General features: G+C 37.7%; 14 protein-coding genes and 1 tRNA gene. 9 read left to right on the forward strand and 6 right to left on the reverse strand.

Annotation, left to right across the window (positions count from 1 at the left end; genetic code table 11):
• Positions 1-6: 6 nt before the first annotated feature.
• The 3 genes from QJV33_RS05220 to QJV33_RS05230 all read right to left on the reverse strand — a co-directional run bounded on the left by QJV33_RS05220 (position 7) and on the right by QJV33_RS05230 (position 3,676).
• Positions 7-843 carry an OmpW/AlkL family protein gene (locus QJV33_RS05220; RefSeq protein ID WP_281462322.1) on the reverse strand — a complete coding sequence of 279 codons (837 nt, stop codon included), beginning with the start codon at positions 841-843 and terminating at the stop codon, positions 7-9.
• A 314-nt stretch (positions 844-1,157) separates the two neighbouring features.
• Entirely contained in the window at positions 1,158-2,963 is a 1,806-nt protein-coding gene (locus tag QJV33_RS05225; RefSeq protein ID WP_281462323.1) for a stimulus-sensing domain-containing protein, read from the reverse strand.
• Positions 2,963-3,676: a response regulator transcription factor gene (locus QJV33_RS05230; RefSeq protein WP_281462324.1), complete on the reverse strand. Its 714-nt coding sequence runs from the start codon at positions 3,674-3,676 to the stop codon at positions 2,963-2,965. The genes QJV33_RS05225 and QJV33_RS05230 overlap by 1 nt, the downstream gene beginning before the upstream one ends.
• 280 nt (positions 3,677-3,956) lie before the next feature.
• On the opposite strand from QJV33_RS05230, the gene QJV33_RS05235 reads away from it, so the two are divergent.
• The 6 genes from QJV33_RS05235 (at position 3,957) to trmB (ending at position 10,851) form a co-directional block, all read left to right on the forward strand.
• On the forward strand, positions 3,957-4,568 hold the full coding sequence (locus QJV33_RS05235) for a nucleotide exchange factor GrpE (protein ID WP_281462325.1): 612 nt from the start codon (positions 3,957-3,959) through the stop codon (positions 4,566-4,568).
• A 229-nt stretch (positions 4,569-4,797) separates the two neighbouring features.
• Complete coding sequence (dnaK, locus tag QJV33_RS05240; RefSeq protein WP_281462326.1) at positions 4,798-6,711, forward strand: molecular chaperone DnaK; 1,914 nt, start codon at positions 4,798-4,800, stop codon at positions 6,709-6,711.
• A 131-nt stretch (positions 6,712-6,842) separates the two neighbouring features.
• The gene (dnaJ, locus tag QJV33_RS05245) at positions 6,843-7,970 is read left to right on the forward strand and encodes a molecular chaperone DnaJ (RefSeq protein WP_281462327.1); all 1,128 of its coding nucleotides are present in this window, start codon (positions 6,843-6,845) and stop codon (positions 7,968-7,970) included.
• 28 nt (positions 7,971-7,998) lie between these two features.
• A complete protein-coding gene (dapB, locus tag QJV33_RS05250; RefSeq protein ID WP_281462328.1) occupies positions 7,999-8,796 on the forward strand; it encodes a 4-hydroxy-tetrahydrodipicolinate reductase in 798 nt (265 codons plus the stop codon).
• Positions 8,797-8,897: 101 nt separating this feature from the next.
• Positions 8,898-10,085, forward strand: coding sequence for a methionine adenosyltransferase (gene metK, locus QJV33_RS05255; protein WP_281462329.1), 1,188 nt, complete (start codon positions 8,898-8,900; stop codon positions 10,083-10,085).
• A 19-nt stretch (positions 10,086-10,104) separates the two neighbouring features.
• Complete coding sequence (gene trmB / locus QJV33_RS05260; protein WP_281462330.1) at positions 10,105-10,851, forward strand: tRNA (guanine(46)-N(7))-methyltransferase TrmB; 747 nt, start codon at positions 10,105-10,107, stop codon at positions 10,849-10,851.
• Here trmB and QJV33_RS05265 read toward each other — a convergent pair.
• Together QJV33_RS05265 and QJV33_RS05270 are read right to left on the reverse strand one after the other, a co-directional pair.
• The gene (locus tag QJV33_RS05265) at positions 10,848-11,498 is read right to left on the reverse strand and encodes a DedA family protein (RefSeq protein WP_281462331.1); all 651 of its coding nucleotides are present in this window, start codon (positions 11,496-11,498) and stop codon (positions 10,848-10,850) included. The two genes, trmB and QJV33_RS05265, sit on opposite strands and share 4 nt — an antisense overlap.
• A gap of 202 nt (positions 11,499-11,700) precedes the next feature.
• A complete protein-coding gene (locus QJV33_RS05270) occupies positions 11,701-12,504 on the reverse strand; it encodes an integrase core domain-containing protein (protein ID WP_281462332.1) in 804 nt (267 codons plus the stop codon).
• A 780-nt stretch (positions 12,505-13,284) separates the two neighbouring features.
• Between QJV33_RS05270 and QJV33_RS05275 the strand changes: the two genes are divergently transcribed.
• From QJV33_RS05275 to QJV33_RS05285, 3 genes are all read left to right on the forward strand, one after another.
• The gene (locus tag QJV33_RS05275; RefSeq protein ID WP_281462333.1) at positions 13,285-13,809 is read left to right on the forward strand and encodes a hypothetical protein; all 525 of its coding nucleotides are present in this window, start codon (positions 13,285-13,287) and stop codon (positions 13,807-13,809) included.
• Between the two features lie 31 nt (positions 13,810-13,840).
• Positions 13,841-14,272 (forward strand): hypothetical protein, encoded by a 432-nt coding sequence (locus QJV33_RS05280; RefSeq protein ID WP_281462334.1) that lies wholly within the window; start codon positions 13,841-13,843, stop codon positions 14,270-14,272.
• 207 nt (positions 14,273-14,479) lie between these two features.
• A complete protein-coding gene (locus tag QJV33_RS05285; protein ID WP_281463390.1) occupies positions 14,480-14,914 on the forward strand; it encodes a DDE-type integrase/transposase/recombinase in 435 nt (144 codons plus the stop codon).
• A gap of 70 nt (positions 14,915-14,984) precedes the next feature.
• On the opposite strand, the gene QJV33_RS05290 is transcribed toward QJV33_RS05285, so the two are convergent.
• Positions 14,985-15,061 (reverse strand) — tRNA-Arg (locus QJV33_RS05290).
• Between the last annotated feature and the right edge of the window lie 8 nt (positions 15,062-15,069).

Below are 15,069 nucleotides of genomic sequence, written 5' to 3' on the forward strand. Positions count from 1 at the left end.
TAAGAATTAGAAACGATATCCGATACCCCCACTAACCACTGTAGGATTCAAAGAGGTACGAGCATCAATTCTGTTTGGACTATCATTAAGATGTGCACGTTGATTTAACAACATTTGTTTTGCATCAATGTTAAAGAACCAATTTCCAACAACTTGGTAATCAAACCCAACATTGAAAGCTGGACCCACTGTCGTTTCCATGCCCAATTTTTGAACAATTCCACCACCTGGTTTAATATTATGCCAGAAAGCAACCGTTAAGCCAACACCAACATATGGATTAAATGCTTTATGTGGACGAAAATGCCATTGAGCTGTAACTGTAGGAGGAATAACCCATGCTTTACCAACATGAACATTACCAGCTGCGGTATCTTTTGCCCAAATACTGTGACGAGTACTAGAAGCAATCAATTCAAAAGCAATGTTATCAGTAACAAAGTAATTTGCACTTAATTCAGCCATCACACCGTTTGATGCTGTAACACGACCACCGACTGAGGTACGACTGCTGGTATTATTTGCAATAGTCGCTAATGCACCAAGACGAACAATAAAATCACCTTTACCAAGACCAATTTTCGTTACACCAGGACATGTTTGAAAAACACCACAATGTGGTTTTGGTGCTTTTGGCGTTTTATACATAGGAACGTCACGATATTGGACTTTTCCACTCCAACCAGATGCCCAGATTTCTTCTCTGACCATTGGAACAGAAGCTGTATTTTGCGCTTGGTTAACCGCTGGACCTAAATTGGTAGTTGAATAATTTTGTGCATAACCTGCAGCAGGAGCAAGCACAGCGGCAATAATAGCAAGACGACTTAATGACTTTTTCATAATGTGAAAAACCTTACTGACTTAGCAAAAAGGACTATATACATTAGGTAATAAAATCTACTGGCACGGTAATCAATCAAAAAATCTCTCTTAGGACATCAACAAAAAAATGTGTTACCTAAAAACAACTACTTTTTCTCTCCATAACCAAAAGACTGGTTAACAAACCCATGAAACATCTTAAGAAAACCCTGAATTATCATTTTTTTAAAGTATTCTTCGTGCATGTATATCGTCCTGCATAAATTCATAACGAATCGTAAAATATGTATCTTTTATGCATCATTTCAGTTTTTATTAATAGTGTATATTTATCACACCACCCTAGGTAACGATATTATAAAACAGGCACCACTTATCCTGCCTTCAGCGTCATGTATATTTTGTGCTTGTATCGTTCCCTTTAACGCCACAACAATTTGTCGGCAAATAGATAATCCCAACCCTGAATGTTGTCCAAAATTTTCCCCTTCAGGACGCTCAGTATAAAAGCGCTCAAAAATACTGTTGAGTTTATTTTCAGGGACTCCTGGACCTTGGTCACTTACACTCAACTCAACCCTATCTTTCAATGCGTTAACCGATAACGTAATTTGACCATTAGGAGGGGAAAACGATACCGCATTCCCAATTAAATTACGTAATACTTGCACCAAACGATCCTCTACGGCCAATACTTTTAAGTTTTGCTGCTGACTATCTTCATTTTCCTTAACAACAATATGAGGATCATTCAGTTTATAAGTCGCCTCATATATCTCAGACAACAGTTTAAAAATTGGCATGACTTCTACGGGTTCAGGAGTCACTCGCGACATTTCTGTTTCAATACGGCTAGAACTTGCAATATCGGTAATTAAACGATCCAGACGATTAACATCATCTCGAACAACAGCAAATAAACGCTTTCTATGTTCCATATCTGGAATTCTCGGCAATAATTCTATCGCCGATCGAATCGACGATAATGGATTTTTTAACTCATGACTAACGTCGGCAGCAAAACGCTCAATTGCGCCCATTCTTGTCCATAACGCTTTGGCACTATCTTGCAATGCTCTGGCAAGGTCTCCAATCTCATCTTTTCGGCTTAACAACCTTTCGGGAACCATGCCGGTTTGCCCTACAGAATCACGCATTTTATGCGTTGCAATCGCCAATGCTAACAAAGGTCTGGCAATAGTCAAAGACAAATACCAAGACAATAAAACCGTAATTACCAAAGCAAGTAAAAACAAAATTAAAATTGAAGATCGAACAGCAAATAAAGCCTTGTCAACATTCGTTGCTTCTCTGGTTAATTGAATAATCCCGACCGTTTTCCCTTGATGAACAATTGGCTCGGAGATTGTAATCAACAAACGATGATCGGCTGTTCGACGGATATAAGGAGGCATCTCTTGACTATTTGGATCATTCGTAAATTGTAAATATTTTTTTACAGCATTCGGAATTGCCTCAGGATCCGCATTAACAGATAGGTTTTTAATTTTACGCTCGCCTGAATAGGGCATCCAATTTAAAAGATGCGTATAGACTTTCTCTAAGACCGTATCATAACGTGTATTAATAACCCTTTCATTTTCTGTATTGATCTTAGAAAAATTACTTTTTGCTTTGGATGGATGTATTAAAACAGAGGATAGGTTCTCTTTTGAACTTTTCACTTGCTTGTCTTTGTTCAACACATCACGGCTATCGACTACCAATTGACCGTCTGGCCCATACACGCGAGCCCGCACGTTTGGACTAGGCTCAGTCAAACTCAATAATAACGGACGAGCCAACTCAACAGATAAAAAATGAATGTCCATTGGTTTTTTGGCAAACATCACACCAAAAGCATCCTCTGAAACAATTTGATCTTTTATTTTACGCGTGGCACTTTGCCCCAATGCACCAGCATAAATTTTCGCTTGTTCTCGTAAAGCGGTGACTTCTGTTTCCAATAAGCTATTTTGAAACTGGTTGAGATATAGCAACGTTGCGACCAAAACAACCAACGGCAACGCATTGACAAGCAAAATACGCCTCATCAAAGGGGATGAAAATCTTGCTTTGTAATTTATTTTGCCTGTTGATACAGTTTTGTCACCTTGAAAATAGGAAAACAGGTTCATCAATCTTCCTTATACCGATATCCAATACCGTATAATGTTTCAATTTTATTGAATTCAGAATCAACTTGACGAAATTTCTTACGAATACGTTTGATATGACTATCAATCGTGCGATCATCAACATAGATATTTTCACCATAAGCCGCATCAATCAATTGATCTCTGGATTTTACCAACCCTGGACGCATTGCCAGTGCCTTGGCTAACAAAAACTCGGTTACTGTTAATTGAATATCTTCATTATTCCAACGACACTGATGACGCAAATCATCCAAAGTTAACGACCCACGCACAACCATCCCACTGGCAACAGCGCCGCCTTCGACCTCTGCTTTATTCACATCGTTACGCCTTAATAAAGCTCTGATACGTTCAAGCAGTAAACGCTGCGAAAAAGGTTTGGTAATATAATCATCAGCCCCCAAACGCAGTCCCATTAATTGGTCGATTTCTTCATCTTTGGAAGAAAGCATAATCACTGGCATTTGCGAACGACTACGAAGTCTTTGTAAAAGCTCAATTCCATCCATGCGAGGCATTTTAATATCTAAAACAGCCAAATCTACTGGGCGCGACAATAATCCTTGCAGGGCACTTTCACCATCCGTATATGTTTGCACAGAAAAACCATCTGCCTCTAACATCATGAAAACAGAGGTTAAAATATTGCGATCATCATCAACCAATGCGATCACATATTTTCCAGCTTCCATATCGATTACTCCATTTACGAAAAATCAAAATTATATATAAAAACCAAATAATGGCAAAAAACCGTGCGTTTTGCCCTAATTATCATATTCACACAAAATAAAAACCATTTAACTTGCCTGAACTTGATTGAAATCTTACTTGAATTCCTTGTTATCTTTTACAAATTTTATTAAAATAATGACAGGATAGTTTTAGTTGATAAATTATCTTCAAGCTTGTTCTGAAAAATAAGAGCTTGTTCTGATTATCAATATTAACAATAAAAGTACATGAAATATTATGACACAACAAGACCATAAAAAAAATGACACAGAGGTCAATATCGGCTCTGAACAAGAAGATGTGCCTTCTGGACATGAAACCATTTTCAATCAAACGCAAGATGCTACAGAAGAGACTGCCACTGAAACAGACTCTGTAGAGCAGCTAAAGGCCGAACTGCAAGATGCCAAAGACAATTGGTTGCGTTCAGAAGCGGAAAATCAAAATTTACGCAATCGCCACAAAAAAGAACTTGATGATACTCGTTTATATACAGTGCAAAAATTTGCACGTGATGTGGTCGAAGCAGCTGAAAATTTACGCCGTGGTATCGATAGCCTACCTGCGAAAACAGAAGGAGAAGATCCGATCCTGACTAAAATGCGTGAAGGCTTTGAAAGTACAGAACGTTCTTTCTTACAAATCTTGGAAAAAAATGGCATTAAATATGAAGATCCGACTGGGGCTCCATTCGATGCAAATAAACATCAAGCAATGGCTGAACAACCCTCTGATGAACATCCTTCTGGGACTGTAATTCAAAGCTGGACACCTACATGGACATTAAATAATCGTCTATTAAAACCAGCAATGGTCATTGTTGCCAAGGCTAGCGAGAAAAAAGAATAAAAACTACGATAAATTTATATTAAGTTGCTGACTTAATGAAATTTTTGTGTATAATATAGAGTTAGATAAAATTCCTTGAAACATACCTCGAGGATACATATTTATATCTTATATCACTCCTATGGCTTAGCCAAGATTGGGAGATCATTAGGGTGATAACCATTTTAAAATAAAGGACTTTTACAAGACGCTTCGGGTCTTATTGAAAGTTGCTAAAAGGAGCTTATTTATGAGTAAAGTGATCGGTATCGATTTAGGTACAACAAACTCTTGTATTTCCATCCGTGAAGGAAGCGAAACAAAAGTTATCGAAAACAGCGAAGGTGCACGCACGACCCCATCTATGGTTGCGTTTACCGAAAGTGATGAAATGTTGGTCGGCCAAGCTGCTAAAAGACAAGCAGTAACCAACCCTAGCAACACTTTATACGCTGTAAAAAGATTAATTGGTCGTCGTTTTGATGATAAAATGGTTGCACGTGATAAAGGCTTGGTTCCCTACGAAATCGTTAAAGGTGACAATGGTGATGCATGGGTTGAAGCACGTGGCAAAAAATACGCACCTTCTCAAGTTTCTGCATTTATCCTTGGAAAAATGAAAGAGACAGCAGAATCTTATCTTGGTGAAAAAGTAACACAAGCTGTTATTACTGTTCCTGCTTACTTTAACGATGCACAACGTCAAGCAACCAAGGATGCAGGTAAAATCGCAGGACTTGAAGTCCTTCGTATTATTAACGAACCTACAGCTGCTGCTTTGGCTTATGGTTTAGAAAAGAAAAACAGTGGCACCATTGCTGTATATGACTTGGGTGGTGGTACTTTTGATATTTCAGTTCTTGAGATTTCTGACGGTGTGATCGAAGTTAAATCAACCAATGGGGATACATTCCTTGGTGGTGAAGATTTTGACTCTCGTATCATCGAATTCCTTGCTGATGAATTTAAAAAAGAACAAGGTATTGATCTTCGTGGTGATAAACTTGCTTTACAACGCTTGAAAGAAGCTGCTGAAAAAGCAAAAATTGAACTTTCTTCTTCTAAAGAAACTGAAATCAACCTACCTTTCATCACCGCTGATGCTTCTGGACCAAAACATTTGGTTCTTAAACTAAGCCGTGCAAAATTAGAAAGCCTTGTTGAAGATCTTATCAAAAGAACTCTTGAACCCTGTAAATCTGCATTAAAAGATGCTGCGTTGTCTGCTGGTGGTATTGATGAAGTAATCTTAGTGGGTGGTATGACCCGTATGCCTAAGGTCATTGAAACTGTTAAAGAATTCTTTGGTAAAGAGCCTGCTCGTAACGTGAACCCTGATGAAGTTGTTGCTATTGGTGCAGCAATTCAAGGTGCGGTATTAAAAGGGGATGTTAAAGACGTTCTTTTATTAGACGTTACCCCATTATCTTTGGGTATTGAAACATTAGGTGGTGTATTTACACGTTTGATCGACAGAAATACAACCATTCCAACCAAGAAAAGCCAAACGTTCTCTACTGCTGAAGACAACCAAAATGCTGTTACCATTCGTGTTTGTCAAGGTGAACGTGAAATGGCTGCAGACAATAAATTGTTAGGTAATTTTGACTTAACAGGCATTGCACCTGCACCTCGTGGCGTTCCTCAAATCGAAGTTACTTTTGATATTGATGCAAACGGTATCGTTTCCGTATCTGCAAAAGATAAAGCAACAGGTAAAGAACAACAAATCAAAATCCAAGCATCTGGTGGTCTATCTGATGCGGATATTGAAAACATGGTTAAAGATGCAGAAGCAAATGCCGATGCTGATAAAGCCAAAAAAGAAATGGTTGAAACCAGAAACCAAGCAGATTCATTGGTTGCTCAAGTAGAAAAAAATCTACAAGAACATGGTGACAAACTTGATGATGCAACCAAAACAGAAATCGAAACTGCTGTTGCTGATGTTAAAGCTAAAAAAGAAAGCAGCGATGTTGCTGAACTTAAAACAGCGACAGAAAAACTTTCTCAACTATTGATGAAAATTGGTGAAACCATCTATAAAGCAACAGGTGGTGCAGATGCGGCAGCTGGCGCTCAAGAATCTTCTGAAAAACCTGCAGAAGACGTTGTTGATGCCGATTTTGAAGACGTCAACCATAATGATAAGAAATCTACCTGATCTTTTCGCAGGTATCTAAATAAATAAGGTATATTCATTTCAATATACCTTAGATTACTTTGAGGCCCGCGCTTCTCTTCGAAGGCGGGCTGATTTATTATACACCAAAATAAGCTATATTGAGAAAATCAATGTCTAAACGAGATTATTATGAAGTGCTGAAAATCAGCCGCACTGCGACCCAAGTAGAGATAAAACAAGCCTATCGCAAAAAAGCGATGAAATATCATCCTGATCGTAACCAAGGTGATCCAGAGGCAGAGGCTAAATTCAAAGAAGTTAATGAAGCCTATGATGTTTTAAAAGACGAACAAAAAAAAGCAGCCTATGACCAATATGGTCATGATGCCTTCCAAAATGGTGGACCAGGCGCAGGCGGATTTGGAGCTGGTGGGTTTGGCGACATTTTCGACATGTTTGGTGACATGATGGGAATGCGCCGTGGTGGTCAAGGACAAAGACGCACTGGAGCCGACATCCAAATTCAAACAGAAATTGAGCTAACTGAAGCCTTTTCTGGCGTAAAAAAGACCGTTAAATTCCAAAGTAAAAAATCTTGTACAAGTTGTAATGGTTCTGGCTCTGAAGACAAAGCAAAAGGTAGCCAAACTTGTCCTACCTGTCATGGGTCAGGAAAAATTCGCTCTCAAAATGGCTTCTTCCTTGTCGAACGTCCATGTCATACTTGCCATGGGTCAGGTCAGGTCATCAGCAATCCATGTAAAAAATGTCAAGGTACTGGCTTAGAAAATCAAGAAAAAGAACTTGAAATCGATATCCCTGCAGGGATCGAAGATGGAACTCGAATCCGTATCGCTGGCGAAGGTGAGGCTGGAAGCAATGGAACACCTCCTGGTGATTTATACGTTCATGTCAGCGTTTTACCCCATGAAATCTTTCAACGTGACGGCGGCACAATTTTTTGCCGTATTCCAGTAAGAATGACCCAAGCCGCATTGGGTGCTGAAATCGAAGTGCCAATTATCGATGGTGGCAGAACCAAAGTGAAAATCCCAACAGGAACACAATCAGGCAAACAATTCCGCCTGCGTGGCAAAGGATTTTCTGTATTAAGGTCTGCTTCACGTGGGGATATGTATATTGAGGTCAAAGTTGAAACGCCTCAAAATCTTACCAAACGTCAAAAAGAACTTCTTGAAGAATTCGAAAAAGAATCCCAAGATGGACACGAACAAGGCAGTCCTGAAACATCAGGATTTTTTAGTAAAGTCAGGGATTTCTTCGAAGGAAAATCTTGATTCTATTTCTTAATATGAAAGTTTAAAAATGACATCATCTCCTTTACGAATTGGTATTGCTGGAATTACTGGGCGAGTTGGGCGTTTATTGGTCGAAGAAGTTCAACAGCAAGAAAACGCAGTTTTATCAGGTGGAACAGCTTTGTCCAAGGATATCAAAACTATATCTGACACCGTTCCCGTTTTTGATACCATTGATGCGCTTATCCAAGTGAGTGATGTCATTATTGACTTTACCAATGCTTCTATTACTGCAACGCATGCCAAAGCCTTTAAAAACAGTCATGTTGCATGGGTTTTGGGAACCACTGGTATTGATGAGGATACTCAACGATTAATTCAAGAAGCAGCCAGCATCGTTCCAGTCATACAAGCTGCCAATTTTTCACCTGGTGTAACCTTGATGTTGCGCCTTGCGGGTGAGTTGGCAAAGGCATTGCCTGCCTCTCAATATGATGCTGAAATTGTGGAAACCCATCATCGACAAAAAGTAGATGCCCCTTCTGGCACAGCCTTGGCAATTGGAGAATCTATCGCCAAAGCAAGAAATGTGCAGCTAAAAGATGTAAAAAACTCTGGTCGTGATGGTGTGACTGGGGGTCGTAAAGAAGGAGCTATTGGATTTGCTGCACTTCGTGGCGGACAAATCGTTGGAGAACATAGTGCTATTTTCCTATCCGATGTAGAAGAAATCAGTTTGACTCATAAAGCATTTGATCGTCGTATTTTTGCCAAAGGTGCTGTTCGTTCTGCGTTATGGAGTGCAGGAAAGCCCGCAGGTTTATATGGCATGAACCATGTTTTGGGGCTTGATCCTGTGCAATAGGTAAAGTTTTTTTTACTTTTACTCTTGACGTGGACGTTACAAAAGGGTCTGTTATAAAATTCGTTTTTTACATTTAAATTAGATGGGATAGCAGAAAAATTATGCGAAACAATAGCGATTTTCTGTTCGCTTCTGAATCAGTATCTGAAGGACATCCAGACAAAGTTGCTGATCGTATCAGCGACGCCGTATTGGATACTTATCTTGCCGCCGATCCAGAAGCTCGCGTAGCTTGTGAAACTCTTGTCACCACAAACCAAATTATTTTGGCTGGTGAAGTTCGTGGCCCAGAAAGCATTACCAAAGAATTGCTTATTGAAAAGGCTCGTGAAACCGTAAAAGAAATCGGTTACGATCAAGAGGGCTTTTCATGGAAAAATGCCAGTGCTTTGAATCTTCTTCATGCCCAATCAGCTCACATTGCGATGGGTGTTGATAGTGGCGAAGGCAAAGATGAAGGTGCTGGTGACCAAGGCATCATGTTTGGGTATGCTACCACAGAAACAGACAGTTTAATGCCTGCACCGATTTATTATGCTCATAAGATTTTACAAAATCTGAATGACCTTCGTAAATCCAGTGATCCAAAGGGCAAAGGCTTCCTTCCAGACGCAAAAAGCCAAGTCACTTTGCAATATGTTAATGGTAAACCTGTAAAAGCAACTTCAATCGTGTTATCTACTCAACATGAAGAAGATATGAGGCAAAGTGATATTCGTAATACCTTGCGCGACCTTATCACCAATACTCTTCCAGAAGGGTGGATGTGTCCTGAAAATGAATTCTATGTTAACCCAACGGGTCTGTTCATCATTGGTGGTCCAGATGGGGACTGTGGATTAACAGGGCGTAAAATCATCGTGGATACATATGGTGGGGCTGCACCGCATGGTGGTGGCGCATTCTCTGGTAAAGATCCAACCAAAGTTGATCGTTCTGCTGCATATGCTTGTCGTTACCTTGCCAAAAACATCGTTGCTGCTGGTCTTGCAGATAGCTGTACTTTACAGATTTCTTATGCAATTGGTGTTTCTCATCCTTTGTCAGTTTATGTTGATTTACATAATAGTGGTAAAGACATTAACGAAGAAAAATTGGAAAAAGTATTGCGTGAAGTCATGGATTTATCCCCAAGAGGAATCCGTAAACATTTACGCTTAAACCGTCCGATTTACAGAGAAACTGCTGCTTATGGTCATTTTGGTCGTACACCTGATCTCAAGAAAGACAACTTTACTTGGGAACAAACCGACCTTGTTGACACTTTACGTAATGCGTTCAATCGTTAATTTGTAAAGACTGTTTGTTATGAATAGTACAAAGAAAAGCTCCTCTGAGAAGGAGCTTCTCTTTTCATTAGAAAATGAAAAGCCAGCTACTGAACGTTTATATGGTCGTCGTCGTGGACATCCTCTGCGTGATCGTCAACAACGTTTATATAATGATTATCTTCCTCGTATTAAATTTCCACAATCTGCTTTAAAAAACCCAAGCAGTGCTTTTGGCCAACAACCAAAAGAAGTATGGATGGAAGTTGGTTTTGGTGGTGGAGAACACAGCCTTGCCCGACATCAAGTCAATCCTGATGTGGGTTATATTGCCTGTGAAGTTTTTGAGAATGGGGTTTGTTCCTTATTATCAAACTTATTGGATGAAACAGACGATGAAAAAACGGCACCTGTTCCAAATATGCTGAGAATATGGAATGAAGATGCACGTATTTTAATTCGTGAATTTCCTGATCAATCCATTGATAAACTTTTTTTAATGTTCCCTGATCCTTGGCCAAAAACACGTCATTCAAAACGCCGCTTTGTGCATCCTGATCGTATTCCATTATTACATCGGATTTTACGTTCTGGTGCTCACTGGCATGTTGCCAGTGATGATCCTACCTATCAAGAGTGGGTATTAGAGGTTATGGGAAATCAGTCTTATTTTGAGAAAATCTTAGAAACGACTGAACGTCCATCTGATTGGCCATCCACGCGATATGAACAAAAAGCATATCAAGCAGGCAGACAGCCTATTTTTTGGATTTTTAAACGAATTTAATTATTTAAACTGTGATCTAACTCGGCAGCTTCACGCTCAGCTTCTTTTTGAGCGTGTTGAATTAATCTCTTTTCATTTTTATGGATGAACCAGACAAAAGAGAGCAAAATAACACCACCAATAACCCCTAATATGATTCCGATGGTTCCTTCAAGTTGTAGGATTTGCTTTCCTAGGAAATAAGCAACATAACTATATCCACCAGCCCAAGCAATGCCACCCAAGGCATTATAAAACATAAAGCCTTTCCAAGGCATTTTATTAGCACCTGCTAATAAAGCGGTAAAAAGACGTAGCAACACCATAAAGCGTCCAATAAAAACAACTTTACCACCATGATGTTTGAACAAATACTGGCCTAGCAATAATCGTTCTGGAGTTAATTTTATTTTAGGGCCGTATTTTTTAAGAACATGATATCCAATTTTATGCCCTATAAAATATCCAAAATTATCCCCCATAATAGCCCCAATAATTGCAAATAATGCAATTAAATGAATACTCAACCCACTATTTGGGGAGGCAGCATATATAGAGGCGGCAATCAACATTGTTTCAGCAGGCAGCAAAAGCCCCATACTTTCCAACATAATCACTAAACCAACGAGTAAATATCCGTAATAACTATAATCACGGATAAAATCCATAAATTGTTCTACCAGTGTTTTATACCCATCAATATATTATAGAGCCATTTCAAATAATTTTCTTTACCTTATTATTGATCTTTATGAAACCAAAAATTAAAAATACAGAAATACAAAAGGATATTCTCAAAATCTTGGTCTTGTCGCAAATATTGAATGAGGGCTATAACTATCTATAAAGTGTAGGAATTGTTCGCATTGTTTACAGATTTTGTTTAAAATAACCATCTAAGACCTCATAGGGTGTTTTTCCTTGAATGCCTTTATGGGGTTTAACAGTGTTATAATAATTAATAAAACGTTTCAACTTTAACTTTCGATCTTGAGCATTGACGAACAATTCACGCTCATGCCACATTTCCATGAGTGTGCGAATGACGCGCTCTGCTTTGCCATTGGTTTGAGGGCAAGCCGGCTTGGTAAATTTCTGGTTAATCCGATTGGTATAACAAGATTTAACAAACAGATGTTCAAGCGTTCCTTGGTATTCTCTGCCATTGTCAGAGTAAACACATTCGATCATATAAGGGCATTGAACCAGCACATCGTCTTGTAGGAACTGAGCTGCACTAAACTGAGATTTATCGTTGTAAATCCCTGCATAGAGTTCTCGAGAAAAATCATCAATACCTACAAAAAGATACTCCCGAGTTTGCTGTTTAGTCTCATTTTTCAACAAAGGAAGCCGTTTAGTCTCGACATGCACCATCTCCCTAGGATAAGAGTTGTTATATTTTTTGACTTGCCATCTGAGGTTGTCCTCAAGTGTTTTTTCAATCTTAGCAAGGCGTTTAATGCCATATTTGATCGTTTTATAACGCTCATTCGTGCTGGACATCGGCACAAAAAATTGCAACCGAGCTCGCCTTAATACAACATAAATCGTAGGTCTGCTGACCATAAAACGCTTAGCCAGATCGGTTACCGTGACTTTCTCTTGAAGATGTAACCGCCATATCTCTTCTCGATGATACAGCGTAAGCTTCGTTTTCCTATGCATGTTCATTACAGTAATATTCCATATCACTGTAAACAACCCGATCAATTCCTACAATTTATAAAAAACCATATATAAAAGATAAAAGAGTTAAAAAATTACGATATAGAAGCGTTTAAAAAGGAAGTTGATGCAACAAAACACATAGAATATAACAGTGATGAAAGATATCCAGAATGGCAGTGGAGCAAAGGTAAATGATAGAAATCGAAGAAAAAGATGGTGGTATTCTTCAGCTCGAAGTTAATTACACTGAATGAGTAGAATATAATTTTTTATATGTAAAGATGAAGAAGATACAGCTCTTTCGTTATCAACTTTTCGTAGCAGTTTAGAAGATTTGTTAAAAAGTAGGTCAAAGATTAGTATTGACGAAACATTAAACTGTAAACCTGATTCTTGGTTTAGAAGGCAATTGAAAAATAGCTTCCCTTCTTGGTTTAAAAAAACATATGATAATGTAGATGATTGTGGTTTTTTTCCGTTTGTAAGTATTTGCGCTTCTTTGCACTGTAGAAGGATTGAAGATTCTTCGGATTATGTATTTGAGTTCGAGTTTTATGATCCATATTTTACTGGTAATACTCCTGATGATGCAATGGAATTGAAGGGATCTTTTGTAGTTACCAGACCAGTTTTATGGGATTTCCATCAAGATTTATTATCACTTTAATAGATTTTGAATATAGTTACATGGAACTAATATAAAACAGTTTAAAAAGGATGTATATGCAACAAGAAAGAGTCAATATGATGATAAAAAAGATATAGATTGGCGTTGGGATGGTTATGATGATTGAAATTAAAGGAAAAGATGATGGTGTTCTCCAGCTCGAAGTTAATTATACGAGTGGTGGTGGTATAGAATATACTTTCTATTATAAAAATAATGATGTTTTTTTTATGTGTAAAGATGATTATTGTGATGATGGACTTTTCTCGGAGTTTAAATGGGATTTACAAGAATTACTAAAAAAGAAACCGATTTCCAGTGTTAAAGAAAAACTATATCAAGAACCTGATTCTTGGTTAACAATACAATTAAAGAAAATATTCCCTTCTTGGTCTGCGAAAACATCCAAACCATTAATAAAAGACATGGAGTATAATAGTTGTTCATTTTGCTTTATATACCCTGACGCTTCTTTAGAATGTAAACAGATTAAGGATTCTTTAGACTACATAATCGAATTTAAGTTTGTTGATCCAAATATTGTTCAAGATATAGATGAGGATATGTTGATTTTAAAAGGATCTTTTGTAGTTACCAGACCAGCTTTATGGGATTTCCATCAAGATTTATTATCACTTTAATAGATTATAAATATGGAAAATGGAATAAATAATGATAGAAATTAAAGGTGAACGTGAATTAATTCAGATCAATGTTACTCAATCGAATACTGATAAAAAACAATGGCAGTCTGGGGACAATGTAAACTGCAATATCTATTTTCAAAAACTCGAATGTAAGTTTGCATCAAAAGATATTGTCATAAGTTATGACGCATTAGAAAATTTCAATCGTGGATTAAAGCAACTTATCAATCATGATGAGGGGGATTGTTTTCTAAATGATGAAAATCGATTGATTGCGTTGAAATATGTAATAGATAGAGACCCATTTAGATCCGTCATTGTTACAAAAGGCAATATCTATAAATTAGAATTTAGTTTTCTTTATCATGAGGACAGTGATATTTCCCTTAGTGGGTATTTGTATTCTAATAAAGAGCAGTTACAACAAACAATCCAAGAAATAGAATATTTATTGTAAATTTTGGTCTTGTCGCAAATTTAGGTTATGTATTTTAGTATGATATAGAAGTTGTTTGAATATTTATATATTGGAACGATTTATGTCTATTGGTATCTATAGCAAGCTTATATTAAGATCTAAGGATGATTTTAAAGGTCGTCATTTTAATGGATTGATGAAACCTATATCAAAGTAAAAGGCCAGTGGAAGTATCTATATAAAGCCATTGATAAGAATGGAACTGCTATTGATTTCTTATTAACAGCTAAAAGAAATATCAAAGCAGCACAACGTTTCTTTAGAAAGGCGTTTAAAAAAGATGGTCTATTCGCTCCAACCCATATTGGAACAGATAAAGCATTACCGTTTCCAAAAACCATACAGACCATGAAGAATGAGCATATCCTTCCCAATCACTGCGTTCATGAAACCAAGAAATCTTTACAACAGGGAATAGAAAATGATCATTTTAGAGTAAAGAGAATGATCCCAAAGAATGGCTGTTTTCAATCTTTTCATACAGCAAGAAAAACACTCAAAGGATATGAGGCCATTCTCTGGATTAAAAAAGGACTGGGTTTTAAAGGAAAATGGACAATCAACGAACAAGTAAAGCTCATTAAAAATTTATTCGGTTTAAATAATAATATATTCGTCTAAATTAGCTCGCTTTATGGATATTACATATCAATTCACTATTTGCAACAAGACCAAATACTGGTATTTTTGATGGCGGACCCGACGAGATTCGAACTCACGACCTTCGCCTTCGGAGGGCGACGCTCTATCCAGCTGAGCTACGGGTCCTAATAGAT

Source organism: Commensalibacter nepenthis, assembly GCF_029953305.1.
Taxonomy (GTDB): domain Bacteria; phylum Pseudomonadota; class Alphaproteobacteria; order Acetobacterales; family Acetobacteraceae; genus Commensalibacter; species Commensalibacter nepenthis.

Excerpts from the sequence above, each read along its gene's own strand:
- QJV33_RS05265 (WP_281462331.1), bottom strand. The coding sequence starts at position 11,498 with ATGGATTTTATCCGTGATTATAGTTATTACGGATATTTACTCGTTGGT.
- dnaJ (WP_281462327.1), top strand. The coding sequence starts at position 6,843 with ATGTCTAAACGAGATTATTATGAAGTGCTGAAAATCAGCCGCACTGCG.
- QJV33_RS05235 (WP_281462325.1), top strand. The coding sequence starts at position 3,957 with ATGACACAACAAGACCATAAAAAAAATGACACAGAGGTCAATATCGGC.
- QJV33_RS05270 (WP_281462332.1), bottom strand. The coding sequence starts at position 12,504 with ATGAACATGCATAGGAAAACGAAGCTTACGCTGTATCATCGAGAAGAG.
- QJV33_RS05225 (WP_281462323.1), bottom strand. The coding sequence starts at position 2,963 with ATGAACCTGTTTTCCTATTTTCAAGGTGACAAAACTGTATCAACAGGC.
- QJV33_RS05275 (WP_281462333.1), top strand. The coding sequence starts at position 13,285 with ATGATGATTGAAATTAAAGGAAAAGATGATGGTGTTCTCCAGCTCGAA.
- QJV33_RS05220 (WP_281462322.1), bottom strand. The coding sequence starts at position 843 with ATGAAAAAGTCATTAAGTCGTCTTGCTATTATTGCCGCTGTGCTTGCT.
- dnaK (WP_281462326.1), top strand. The coding sequence starts at position 4,798 with ATGAGTAAAGTGATCGGTATCGATTTAGGTACAACAAACTCTTGTATT.
- QJV33_RS05230 (WP_281462324.1), bottom strand. The coding sequence starts at position 3,676 with ATGGAAGCTGGAAAATATGTGATCGCATTGGTTGATGATGATCGCAAT.
- trmB (WP_281462330.1), top strand. The coding sequence starts at position 10,105 with ATGAATAGTACAAAGAAAAGCTCCTCTGAGAAGGAGCTTCTCTTTTCA.
- dapB (WP_281462328.1), top strand. The coding sequence starts at position 7,999 with ATGACATCATCTCCTTTACGAATTGGTATTGCTGGAATTACTGGGCGA.
- QJV33_RS05280 (WP_281462334.1), top strand. The coding sequence starts at position 13,841 with ATGATAGAAATTAAAGGTGAACGTGAATTAATTCAGATCAATGTTACT.
- metK (WP_281462329.1), top strand. The coding sequence starts at position 8,898 with ATGCGAAACAATAGCGATTTTCTGTTCGCTTCTGAATCAGTATCTGAA.